Source organism: Bacillus sp. G16, assembly GCF_021282335.1.
GTDB lineage: Bacteria > Bacillota > Bacilli > Bacillales > Bacillaceae > Bacillus > Bacillus inaquosorum.
The window spans coordinates 19268-30495 of record NZ_JAJSOZ010000028.1 but is presented as its reverse complement, the minus strand read 5'-3'; the positions used below and the strand labels follow the sequence as shown (position 1 = coordinate 30495).

12 protein-coding genes and 3 pseudogenes are annotated in these 11228 nt (G+C 36.1%); 8 read left to right on the top strand and 7 right to left on the bottom strand.

Translation table 11 applies throughout. The annotated features are described in order from the left end of the window. The first annotated feature begins 26 nt into the window (after positions 1-26). Together LWH95_RS20500 and LWH95_RS20495 are read left to right on the top strand one after the other, a co-directional pair. Positions 27-869, top strand: a complete 843-nt coding sequence (locus LWH95_RS20500) for a sialate O-acetylesterase (protein WP_232920266.1) — start codon at positions 27-29, stop codon at positions 867-869. Beyond that, the gene (locus LWH95_RS20495) at positions 866-1408 is read left to right on the top strand and encodes a PadR family transcriptional regulator (protein WP_060399085.1); all 543 of its coding nucleotides are present in this window, start codon (positions 866-868) and stop codon (positions 1406-1408) included. Before LWH95_RS20500 ends, LWH95_RS20495 begins: the two co-directional genes overlap by 4 nt. Before the next feature lie 197 nt (positions 1409-1605). Here the strand turns inward: LWH95_RS20495 and LWH95_RS20490 are convergent, their stop codons facing one another. Further along, a complete protein-coding gene (locus LWH95_RS20490) occupies positions 1606-2142 on the bottom strand; it encodes an ATP-binding protein (protein WP_232920265.1) in 537 nt (178 codons plus the stop codon). A 213-nt stretch (positions 2143-2355) separates the two neighbouring features. On the opposite strand from LWH95_RS20490, the gene LWH95_RS20485 reads away from it, so the two are divergent. From LWH95_RS20485 to LWH95_RS21840, 3 genes and pseudogenes are all read left to right on the top strand, one after another. Then, a complete protein-coding gene (locus LWH95_RS20485; RefSeq protein WP_042976629.1) occupies positions 2356-2874 on the top strand; it encodes an ImmA/IrrE family metallo-endopeptidase in 519 nt (172 codons plus the stop codon). Beyond that, a pseudogene (locus tag LWH95_RS20480) lies at positions 2874-3272 on the top strand (sigma-70 family RNA polymerase sigma factor); the annotation flags it as partial. The gene LWH95_RS20485 and the pseudogene LWH95_RS20480, both read left to right, overlap by 1 nt. Positions 3273-3314: 42 nt before the next feature. Then, positions 3315-3405 (top strand): annotated as a pseudogene (locus tag LWH95_RS21840) (hypothetical protein); the annotation flags it as partial. Positions 3406-3527: 122 nt separating this feature from the next. On the opposite strand, the pseudogene LWH95_RS20475 reads toward LWH95_RS21840, so the two are convergent. From LWH95_RS20475 to LWH95_RS20460, 4 genes and pseudogenes are all read right to left on the bottom strand, one after another. Further along, positions 3528-3648 (bottom strand): annotated as a pseudogene (locus tag LWH95_RS20475) (hypothetical protein). A gap of 132 nt (positions 3649-3780) precedes the next feature. Further along, positions 3781-4995 carry an MFS transporter gene (locus LWH95_RS20470; RefSeq protein ID WP_232920264.1) on the bottom strand — a complete coding sequence of 405 codons (1215 nt, stop codon included), beginning with the start codon at positions 4993-4995 and terminating at the stop codon, positions 3781-3783. Positions 4996-5242: 247 nt separating this feature from the next. Then, positions 5243-6547 carry an MFS transporter gene (locus LWH95_RS20465; protein WP_232920263.1) on the bottom strand — a complete coding sequence of 435 codons (1305 nt, stop codon included), beginning with the start codon at positions 6545-6547 and terminating at the stop codon, positions 5243-5245. Positions 6548-6771: 224 nt separating this feature from the next. After that, positions 6772-7536 carry an MBL fold metallo-hydrolase gene (locus LWH95_RS20460; protein ID WP_003237143.1) on the bottom strand — a complete coding sequence of 255 codons (765 nt, stop codon included), beginning with the start codon at positions 7534-7536 and terminating at the stop codon, positions 6772-6774. 200 nt (positions 7537-7736) lie between these two features. On the opposite strand from LWH95_RS20460, the gene LWH95_RS21750 reads away from it, so the two are divergent. Next, positions 7737-7859: a winged helix-turn-helix transcriptional regulator gene (locus LWH95_RS21750; protein WP_323135013.1), complete on the top strand. Its 123-nt coding sequence runs from the start codon at positions 7737-7739 to the stop codon at positions 7857-7859. Between the two features lie 229 nt (positions 7860-8088). On the opposite strand, the gene LWH95_RS20455 is transcribed toward LWH95_RS21750, so the two are convergent. Further along, the gene (locus LWH95_RS20455; protein WP_232920262.1) at positions 8089-8631 is read right to left on the bottom strand and encodes a cysteine hydrolase family protein; all 543 of its coding nucleotides are present in this window, start codon (positions 8629-8631) and stop codon (positions 8089-8091) included. Positions 8632-8746: 115 nt separating this feature from the next. On the opposite strand from LWH95_RS20455, the gene LWH95_RS20450 reads away from it, so the two are divergent. Continuing rightward, positions 8747-9196 carry an Lrp/AsnC family transcriptional regulator gene (locus LWH95_RS20450; protein ID WP_133487316.1) on the top strand — a complete coding sequence of 150 codons (450 nt, stop codon included), beginning with the start codon at positions 8747-8749 and terminating at the stop codon, positions 9194-9196. Positions 9197-9339: 143 nt separating this feature from the next. On the opposite strand, the gene lrpA is transcribed toward LWH95_RS20450, so the two are convergent. Then, a complete protein-coding gene (lrpA, locus tag LWH95_RS20445) occupies positions 9340-9750 on the bottom strand; it encodes a transcriptional regulator LrpA (protein WP_003237151.1) in 411 nt (136 codons plus the stop codon). A 260-nt stretch (positions 9751-10010) separates the two neighbouring features. Between lrpA and LWH95_RS20440 the strand changes: the two genes are divergently transcribed. Beyond that, on the top strand, positions 10011-11012 hold the full coding sequence (locus tag LWH95_RS20440) for an LLM class flavin-dependent oxidoreductase (RefSeq protein WP_133486854.1): 1002 nt from the start codon (positions 10011-10013) through the stop codon (positions 11010-11012). Positions 11013-11228: the final 216 nt, after the last annotated feature.

The window sequence follows — 11228 nt, the reverse complement described above, 5'->3', positions numbered from 1 at the left end:
ATTGATGTAAAGAAGTGAAAAATGAGATGATAAAGTCTTTTTTAATGTTGGGGCAGTCGAATATGGCGGGCCGTGGATTTTTGAATGAAGTAGACCCTATCTATAATGAAAAAATAAAAATGCTGCGCAATGGACAGTGGCAGATGATGACAGAGCCGATTAATTACGACCGTCCGGTTTCCGGTGTTGGCCTAGCGGCATCTTTTGCAGATGCATGGTCGAAAGCTCATCCCGATGAAGAAATTGGCTTGATCCCTTGTGCGGAAGGTGGCAGTTCATTGAATGACTGGCATCCGGAAGGCATCCTTTTTCAGCATGCTTTGTCCGAAGCCCGCTTCGCCCTCCGATCCAGTCAAATTTGTGGAATCCTTTGGCACCAAGGTGAGAGTGACAGTTATCTTTCGCTACATGAAACTTATTACGAGAAATTAACTCTTATCATCGAGACGCTAAGAAACGAGTTGGAAATTGATGAGGTACCGTTGATTATTGGAGGGCTTGGTGACTTTCTTGGGAAGACCGGTTTTGGACAGCACGCGACTGAATTTCGACAGGTTAATGAACAATTGCTTCGTTTTTCCAACGAACAACAGAATTGTTATTTTGTTACTGCATCAGGTTTGACTGCGAATCCTGATGGCATTCATTTAGACGCAGCTTCACAACGCAAATTCGGTTACCGCTATTTCGAGGCTTTTTCGAAAAAGTACCATATCTTGAAACCCATTTCGGGAGAGGAGCAATCACTGAAAGTGAATGGTGACTATTCTAAAACAGAACAGATTTACCTTCATAGTATGGATTTGGCTTCGGGTAAAATTACGTACGCGGAATTTGAGGCGCGGATGGCGAAGGTGATGAAACCATGATTCCCTTACTTATCCTTGGCTTGCTAATCCAAAACCCCGGAGCTCATGGCTATGAACTTCTGGCCTTAATGGAAAAACGTCATTACAAATACATTGTTAACTTCACGAAAGGTTCATTTTATTACAATCTGCAGCAACTTGAAGAAAAGTGCTTAATTGAACAGATTCAGCAGAAACCCTCAACCAGCGGGCGTGAAATCCGTAACTACAAAGTCACAGATTCGGGAAGGGCAGAATTCGAAAAATTAATGATCAAATACGGCACCAAATCGGAATATGTGAACCTGCAATTTTATGGGGCGTTACTCTTTGCCGATGAATTCGACAAAAATAAATTACTGGATCTGATCCAATCACAAATCGATCAGACTAAAACTCGAATCGAGCTCCTTGATGAATACCTGTCCATCACTCAAGAAATTCCCGGCACAATCGATTACTTTCGCCGTATGAACGAAAATTCCCGTTCACATCACTTGGTTAATTTAGAGTGGTTTGAAAAATTGAAAACAGAAATAGAATCAACTATTGCAGAATAAAAAAATGCAAAGTTAAATCTATAAGAATATTAGTTACCTAAATATAAAACCTGTGTCGTAGATATCTAGTAACATCTTTGATACAGGTTTTATACTCCTTCTTTAATTAAACCAGTAATAGGGTTGTCAACACTTGCCCCCAACAAGAGCAAGCGAATCTGCTGCGTGTTCTTCTTTTTCAATCACTAGCCGTTAGTTTAATTAGAATTCAAAAAATCCAAGACACGGTCAACTCTTTCATTGACTGAGCAATCGCCTTCAATTTTTAACACTGGACAAGATAAATCTTCCATCCAATGTTCATGCAAAGCTTTACTTCTAACTTCCATTCCAGCATTATCATATAAAGAAGCCCACTCTAAAAATGCTTTTGATTGTTCATATTTACTGCCACCGGCTAACACTTCATTTCCATAACGCTGAAATTCCCTATGCCTTAATCTCTCAAGCCGTATTTCCTGTGGAATCCATAAGAAGACGACAAGGTCAAAATAACTTTTTAGATTATCGCCCCAGCCACACACTGCACCAGAAAGAATCCATTTCTCATTTATTGTTAAGTCTTTTTCAAGCAACTTTCTTCTTTCAGGAATTTCTCTTTTTTTAGTGAATTTATCTAACCAATAGTAATTATCAGTATCAAGATGCGTATGAGGCAAACACTTTGACAATGCAGCACCCAATGTTGAAGTTCCGACACCAGAGGCTCCTTTTTCATACTTCCCCCTCCTTATTAAGCAACCAAACTCGCTGTTTGTTGCATAAGGTACCTACTATTATTTTGACATAAATCCCTAAAGACCTTTACTTTTCTAGAGAAATCCAGATGCGTGTTATTCATATTCCATCTCATTAGACGCATTTTCCTATGAAAAAAGTCTTGATTTCCCTATAATATTTAAACGAATCCAATTTTTAGATTGTCGTCTTTAAGGAGGTTTTTTATCTTGAGGTATACAAACAGTCATTTAGAGGATTGGATTGAAAACTTATACAGAAAGATTGATATTACAGAACCTGAACAAATTAATTTTGAACGGATTGCTGAGTCATTAGATATCAGGCTTTCGTTTAAACCTGTAACAAGCTTCGCACTTAAACACAGCGGAATTTATAACATATGCTTGGACAGCCGAAAAAGCCGAGTTGATCAATGGTATGATTTTGCTCATGAATTTTGCCATATATATAGACATGAAGGCGATAAAAAAACAATGCCTGCAACTTGGACTGATTATTTGGAGTGGCAGTCGAATTATTTTACATATCACTTTTGCATTCCAACTTTCATGTTGCGTAATATTAATCTTTCGTACATACAATCACATGCAATTGAAAATATAGCTTGGTTATTTAAGGTATCCCCTTCGTTTGCGAAGAAACGTTTGAGCATTTATTACAGGAAACTGACTCAACATTTATTTAATCAAACAGTTACGGGAAATCTGTGCGCCCCCCTTTTGTAATTAATAATGAGATTCTCATGCATTTACGCGCATTGAAAAAAACAAAAAAAGACGTTTCCCTTCATGATCCGATCGGGCAGGATAAGGAAGGGAATGAAATAAGCCTGATCGATGTACTAAAATCAGAAAATGAAGACGTGATTGATACGATCCAGCTCAATATGGAGCTTGAAAAAGTGAAACAATACATTGACATTTTAGATGATCGTGAGAAGGAAGTGATTGTCGGACGGTTTGGGCTTGATTTGAAGAAGGAAAAAACGCAGCGTGAGATTGCCAAAGAACTCGGTATCTCGCGCAGCTATGTATCGCGAATTGAAAAACGGGCGCTGATGAAGATGTTTCATGAGTTTTATCGGGCGGAGAAGGAAAAGCGGAAAAAGGCGAAGGGGAAATGATTTAGCAGAGGCCGGATCTAACATTCCGGCTTTCTCTATTTCATTAAAGTTTCTTTTAAAAAAAATAGAGAAAGAATATATGAAAGAGTTATGAAAATCATTTTTTGTCATCGCTGATAAGCTCTCCGAGAAGCAGATGACTTTACTTATAAGCCCTTTACTTGCTTACTTGCATCCTCTCTCAAGCAATCCAAAGCCGGACGTTATAAAAGCTCGCGCTAGAAACCCCTTCATAGCATGCTTCAACACACCTATTTATACAGGCCTCGATCTGGCTGTCGATGCTCGATCCCTGGATCTCCTTTCTATAAAGTTTTATTAAATAATGATAGCAATCGTTAATGCATTTTTCAGCTTGCGGTCCCTCGATGATGATTCCTTCATAAAATGCATCACTCCTTGGGTAATGCTATGTAACAGCTGTTTGTCCAAATGAGGTCATTTTCAAAGAATATGAAAACAAATAAAAAAACCGAGGTTTAAATCATCGGTTTTTTTACTATCCCCACTAGGATCTCAAGTTTTTCGCTAAGCTTTCTCCCAACCGGTTTTCTTTCCATATAATTGTAATACCGAAGCCAATGACCATAATGACAGCAGCGAAAAGATAAGGATAGTGGATGTTTACGTCAAATAATATTCCACCCATGGCTGGCCCTCCGATATTACCTAAGCTCGTATAGGTTGAGTTCATTCCAGCAACAAATCCTTGCTCTTTATCGGCAGCTTTTGATAAAAAAGTCGTCAATGCCGGGCGAAGCAAGTCAAATGCGAGGAAGATGAAGCAAGTTACCGCTAGCACTGCTAAAAAGCTAGAGATTAAAGTAGATGCCACTGCCAATATTGCACCTATAATTAACAATAATTGAATTAGTTTCTTTTCACCAAGTATATCTACCATTTTTCCAAACATAAATAATTGAATAACAACTCCGAAGATTGAGCTGATTGTAATAATAGTTGCAATTTCCTTCGGCGTGAAGCCAAATTTATGATCAGAAAATAGGCTGAAAACTGTTTCATATGCTGATAATCCGAAAGCAAGTACAAATACAATGATAAAGGCAGTAAAGTAACGTGGATTAAGTGATCTTTTGAAATCGCCTATTAAGTTTGTTTGCTTTGTATTTGCAGAAATTTCTACAATCTGCTCCTTTGTTAGCGGCTCTTTTAAAATAAATATGGATGAAATGCATGCTAAAAAGGCAATGCCTGCCGCAAAGAAGAAGGGCATACGTATACCGTATTCTGCAATAAAGCCACCGATGCCAGGTCCGATAATAAAGCCAGTACTAATGGCGGCAGAAATATAGCCTATCGCTTTTGGACGTTCCTGAACGGATGTAATATCTGCAACAAATGCAGTAACGCCTGTCATAATAAAGGCAGCACTAATCCCCCCTAGAATCCTTGATATATAAAGCACTGATACAGTCGTGCCTAAACTAAAGATAAGTTCTGAAACACCAAAAAGAAACAAACCGCTTATGATGATTTTCTTTCTGCCATAATGGTCAACCCATCGTCCTGCGAGCGGTGATATAAGCAGTTGTGCTACCGCAAGTACGGCGACAAGATAGCCCATCGTTTTTCCCGATAAATGCATGATATTCATAAAAGACGGCATAACGGGGACGATGAGACCTATACCTAGAAATGCAATGAATATATTGCTAAGAAGTATAATTAATACCAACTTTTGTTCTTTAATTGTTTTCTTCATATATAAACACCCCTTTCTATATAATTATTGATCTACAGTGCCTCTCCAAAATAATGTCCAAGAGACTTCTAATTTATCACTCAGGCGTTTTTCATCATTACCGTATCCAGCACAACAATGGAATCGACTACACCTAAATCGAAGTTTTGTTACATCTCCGCTTATACCTTGAAGTTACATAACACCCAAGACACCTTAGAGTAATGTCTACTTAGGTTCTTCAAATGTATAGGAAAGTTATATAAGCTTATGCTTTTTCCTGAATCCCTTTAAAATACCAAATAACTACTGGAATGAGTAACAATGATAAAACGGCTCCAGAAATTGATAGTATTGTATAACTAGAATGTGCAACAACCATTCCTGACAAGGCTCCACCCGCTGCTCCTGATAGTGCTACTAAGACATCGAATGTTCCTTGTGTTTTTGCACGTAGAGATGGATGTGTTGAATCTATAATGAGGGCAGTTCCCGTTAGTAAACCAAAGTTCCAACCTACCCCTAGTAATACTAGTGCTAGGATTAGTAATGATAATGAGTCTGCCGGTGCAATAGCTGCCACCAATCCAGCGGCAAGAAGTGTAGCACCTGAAGCAATAGCCATAGTAGTGCGACCAAACTTATCTACTAATAAACCAGTCAATGGTGAAGGAAGATACATCGCTGCAATATGGAGCCCTATAACTAATCCCACTTCGCTTAAACCATGACCGTGATGACCCATGTGAACTGGTGTCATTGTCATAATAGCTGTCATGATTAGTTGAGCTAAAATCATAATTACAGCTCCTACCATTATTCCTTTTTTGTTTATAGCAGGATTTTTTAGACATCCTCCTATCTGTACTTTATCGTCTTTTTTCTCAGCATTCGCAATAGCTGTTGATACAAACAGCGGATCTGGACGAAGAAAAATTAAGAGAATAAATCCAGCAATTATAAAAGCTGCTCCTGACATGATAAACGGACCAGCTAAATTGGGAACACCAATTGAATCTGCAAATTCCCCCATCGTATTAACTAAGTTAGGACCCACTACAGCTCCTAAAGTAGTAGAAACTAAGGCCATACTTGCAGCAGTTGCCCGTTGTTTCTCATTTGCAAGGTCTGTCCCAGCATACCGAACTTGAAGATTAGAAGCCATACCTGCTCCATAAATAAGAAGGGAAACAAATAATAGGGCAACGCTGTTGATTAAAGATGCAATTATAACACCTATAGCACCTAATCCACCTATAAGGAAACCACCTGCAAGTCCGGCTCTACGACCAAAACGTTGTGAGGATGCTCCTATAAGTAGGGCAGCTACGGCAGATCCAAAAGTAAAGAGGGCAGTTGGAATTCCTGCTACATTTTCCGATCCTATCATATCTTGTGCAAGAAGCGCCCCAACTGTTATCCCAGCACCAAGTCCTGCTCCCCCAAAAATTTGTGAAACCATCAAGATTTTTAATGTTTTTTTATAAAGTTGGTTTTGTTTTTCTGGTGAATCAATATAACCTTGTAACCAAACAGGCTGCTGTGTTGATATAATTGTATCTTTTTTTGTCATTATCTCTACCTCCTAACGACATATCTCTGTTGCTGTTCAAGTTTTTTTGTCATCATTGGAAATTCCATTTTTGTTATTCCATATATTTAGGATTTTCGATATATTTAAAATTTCTTTATATTCATCATTAGAAGAAGCTCATGATTAGTTTTTATAATTATGAGCTTCTTCTATTTTCTTATTTTTAAATATGAACAAGACAATATTGTTTGTCGGTGTTCATATTAAAATGTGTAAGACTCGCCATCTTCTGGTACTAAAATATTACTTGAGAATCCTTTTTCCTTACTAAAGTTTTTTAATTCTTCTCTAGATAGTGTCCAATGGTTAACAGCTTCCATATGAACAGATATAATCTTAGCATTAGGAGCAGCCTTGTGAACTTCATAGATGTCTTCTTTTCCCATGATGAGTGAACCTAATTCTAATCTTTGATTGTCTCCACCATTAACAACAATGATTTCTGGTTGATGTGTATGAATCTCGTCTTCGATAGCATCATACCAAACTGTATCACCAGCTACATATAAAACTTTTTCACTTGGGTGCTTGAATACTAATCCACAAACTTCACCCATTAAGTTTAATAACTCTTCTCCTCTACCATGTTCACCTTTTGTTTTTACTAATTGGATCCCTTCAAAAACTGTGTCTTGTTGTAGTACTTCTACATTTTTGAAACCACTTGATTTTACTTCTTTTGCATCTGCTTCATTTTGAACAAACATTTTGATATTTTTCGGCAATACGTTTCTTGCCACATCATCAAAGTGATCTAGGTGTAGATGAGTAACAATGACTGCATCTACGCCATCCAGAATGTTATCAATTGACGTTGGCAAACTCACCAAAGGATTAAATAGATCTTGTCTGATCGTTTCAGGGAAAGTAGCGTACGTACCTTTCTCTGCTAACATAGGATCTATTAAAAATTTTTTATTTGCGTATTTTACAACAATTGTTGCATTTCGAATTTGTGTAATATTCATATTTACAACTCACTTTCTTTTTTTTATTTGTCTTAGTTCGACAGAGTTAAGTGTATAATATCAGCAGTGTTCAAATACATAGATAAAAAAAAGTGTTTTAACTCTTTGACTTTATTTTCGAAAGGAATTAACGTTCAAATAGATCAAACAGATAAAAAATTATAGAGAAATTATGTATAATAGCCGAATTACAATGAAAGATCTGGGAGAGAGTACATTTAACATGGCCAGCAGCTACAGCTAGAGTAGAGAAATTAGAAGAGAATGGAGTTATTGAGGGATCTAACATTAAAGTAAATCAAGCAATTAGGTGCTTTATGTAAACCTTCATCAATATCTATATGGCAAAAACAATTCCTGTACATGGTCTTACTATGGATCAAAAACAGGACATCTTGATCTTTTATCAGATGGGAATAATGATACCGAAAAACAAAATAAAGATAATGAATAAAGGATGTCCAGAAGTTATTTTTCTGAACATCCTTTTTTAAGTTGTTGAATCATCTTTCTTGTGAAAAGAAAGACGTTATGTTCACAAAGGAAATTCTTTTATTTTAAAAATGCCTCTGTGGTTTTCACTGTTGCATAGACACCATTTAATGCGGCCATAAATGCGTAATGGACATGTTCAGCAGGAACGATTTTATCTTCAATTTGCAATGTTGTTGTTGCGCAAGCATCTTCTACCACTTGGCATACATAACCATGTTCAACTGCAGAACGAACTGTTGCATCAATACACATATGGGACATCATACCGCAAACAACTAATTCTTTAACACCTTGTTCTTGTAGCTTTTCATGTAAATCTGTATTGAAAAAGCTATTCGGCATATATTTTACAATAACTGTCTCTTTCTCTAATGGACGTACTGACTCATGAATTTCGACACCTTCTGTATTTGGATGGAAAAAATGAGCCATGTTACCTTCTGTGATATGCTGTACATGAAAGACTAGTGCGCCTGTGTTTCTGAAGTGTGAAAGTAGTTTAGCCGCATTTTGTGCTGCTTTCTCAGGGTTTGTTAAAGCCATCTTCCCATTTGGAAAGTAATCATTTTGAATATCAATCACTAATAAAGCTGTTGTCATTTTTTTCATCTCTTAAAATTTTTATACTGTATAAGGATATATAATTTCCATTGAATTTTCGATGGTCTCATGAAATACTATTATGTAAAACTTTTTCACTGTGAAAGTAGTTACTATGCAAATTGATTCAATTGATTTTCAAATTCTCCAATTATTAAATAAAAATGCTCGGATACAATGGAAAGAAATCGGTGAAAAAATTCATATGACAGGACAAGCGGTAGGCAATCGCATCAAAAAAATGGAGGATAACGGTATCATTAAGGCATATTCGATTGTGATTGATGAATTGAGGGTGGGGCTTTCTTTTACAGCCTTTGTCATTTTTTTCATGAATGCATATAAGCATAATGATTTATTGAAATTTATTGCTACTCGTAATGAAATTAGCGAAGCACATCGTATTTCAGGAGACGCATGTTATCTTCTGAAGGTAAAGGTTCATTCACAAGAAGTTTTAAATCACCTTTTGAATGATTTATTGAAATATGGAAACTATCAGCTTTATTTGTCTATTAAGGAAGTAAAAAATCATTATAATACGTCATTAATGTCTGATGAATAATGTGCTTGTTATCATAATGTATAAGTGTTAAATCATGTATAAAAAAAGCTCTAGCTTGGTAAATTTCATATCCAAACTAGGGCTTTTTTAGAGCAGATATATATCATGTTATATGACCACACATCTCCGTTTTATAAAGTTAACTATTTACCAATAACAATCGACACTTTATAGTTTGCATGTTTGTTTAAGTCATTTAAAAATTGATCTAATACCTCGTTTGAAGGAAATTTACATTCAAGCAAATAACAACCGTCTCCACTAACTTTATAATTGTTTATTACATAGTTACCTTGTGTTTCTATAAAAGCTAAATAGGGTTGATGATGGATTTTTTCGATATAAATATTAAGAAAAGCATGTATAGAGAAGCCTAATTTCACTTGATTCACTTCAATACTACATCCTTTTATTATGCCATTGTCTAATAACTTTACTACTCTTGATGCGGTTGCTGGTGCAGTGAGATGTACTTTTTCCCCTAATTTTTTCATTGTAAGGCGACTATTTTTAGACAGCTCATCAAGTATTTTTTTATCTATTTCATCAATCATTTTCTTGTATCCTTTCTGAAAAAATAAGATGTATTTTACATAGTCTGTTCGCTGTGCAATTTTTTATGTATGCTTAAAACTTTAAAAATAAAGTGAAATTGTGAAATAACTTTATTTTCCCTATGTATTGATCGATTGAGAAAGTATATATTTATTTGCATACAAATCAAAGAGGAATGTACACCATTTAATATGAGACAATTTTTTAAAATGTTTTTTCCATTGATTTTGTATAAGTTCATTATTTTAGAGGTGAAATTATGAAAAAATTTGATATATCTGTTTTATCAGTTGCTCCATTAAGACAAGGAGAAACAATGAAACAAGGGATTGATTCTGCAGTTTCATTAGCTAAAGCTGTAGATAATATGGGCTATAAACGGATTTGGTTTGCAGAGCATCATAATCACGACGCTTATGCAAGTGCAGCAACCGTATCAATTGTACAACATATATTAGCAAATACAAAGGACATTCGCGTAGGTTCAGGGGGTATTATGTTGCCAAATCATTCCCCATTAGTCGTAGCGGAGCAATTTGGAACACTTGAAACATTATATCCAAATCGTGTAGATTTGGCATTAGGACGCGCACCGGGAACGGATCAAAAAACGGCCGATGTGATTCGTCGTTCCAACCATAATGGAGTGTTTTTCTTTGAAAGAGAAGTAAATGATATTTTGCGTTTTGTTGGGGATAAGAGTGTGCAGGGAGAGGTTCGCGCTTATCCAGGTATTGGAACGCATGTGCCTGTATTTGTGTTAGGATCCTCAACGGATTCAGCGAAAATTGCTGCAAAGCTTGGTTTACCCTATGCATTTGGCGCTCAATTTTCACCTCATGCGATGGAAGAAGCGCTCGCTATTTATCGAGAAAATTTCCAACCGTCTTCTTATTTACAAGAGCCTTATGTGATTGCTTGTATTAATGTGATTGCAGCAGAATCTATGGAAGAGGCATCTTTTATTTCTGCAAGTCATTTGCAGGTGTATATTGATATTTACACAAATAATTTAAGTAAGCTTATTCCACCCACTGAAAACTTCCTAGAATCGTTATCACAGTTTGAATTAGAAATTCTCCATAGTCGACTGGGGTATACAATCATGGGTGATTCAGAAACAATTCGTCGCGAACTAATTGAATTCCAACAAATGTATCAAGTAGATGAATTAATTGTATTATCTAATATTTACGAATTGAGCAAGGAAATTCAGTCTTACGAGATTTTAAAACATGTTGTGGATGAGTTGTTTGAATAAAGAATGGAGCAACTTTAGAAGTCGAGTTATGTGAGTTCGTATTCCTCGTAGCTTTATCCTTCTTTTAAAATACTCAAATTCTTCACTATCCGTGTATAAAAATGCTAATCGACAGTAGACAATACTAATTCAAATACTTTATATGGGCTATCATATAGATTGGTACGAGTCATCCATTATCAAAAAGAATTTCATCCTGTACAAACATTTATTGAA

Excerpts from the sequence above, each read along its gene's own strand:
- LWH95_RS20455 (WP_232920262.1), bottom strand. The coding sequence starts at position 8,631 with ATGACAACAGCTTTATTAGTGATTGATATTCAAAATGATTACTTTCCA.
- lrpA (WP_003237151.1), bottom strand. The coding sequence starts at position 9,750 with ATGATTGATGAAATAGATAAAAAAATACTTGATGAGCTGTCTAAAAAT.
- LWH95_RS20440 (WP_133486854.1), top strand. The coding sequence starts at position 10,011 with ATGAAAAAATTTGATATATCTGTTTTATCAGTTGCTCCATTAAGACAA.
- LWH95_RS20470 (WP_232920264.1), bottom strand. The coding sequence starts at position 4,995 with ATGAAGAAAACAATTAAAGAACAAAAGTTGGTATTAATTATACTTCTT.
- LWH95_RS20450 (WP_133487316.1), top strand. The coding sequence starts at position 8,747 with ATGCAAATTGATTCAATTGATTTTCAAATTCTCCAATTATTAAATAAA.
- LWH95_RS20460 (WP_003237143.1), bottom strand. The coding sequence starts at position 7,536 with ATGAATATTACACAAATTCGAAATGCAACAATTGTTGTAAAATACGCA.
- LWH95_RS20465 (WP_232920263.1), bottom strand. The coding sequence starts at position 6,547 with ATGACAAAAAAAGATACAATTATATCAACACAGCAGCCTGTTTGGTTA.
- LWH95_RS20495 (WP_060399085.1), top strand. The coding sequence starts at position 866 with ATGATTCCCTTACTTATCCTTGGCTTGCTAATCCAAAACCCCGGAGCT.
- LWH95_RS20500 (WP_232920266.1), top strand. The coding sequence starts at position 27 with ATGATAAAGTCTTTTTTAATGTTGGGGCAGTCGAATATGGCGGGCCGT.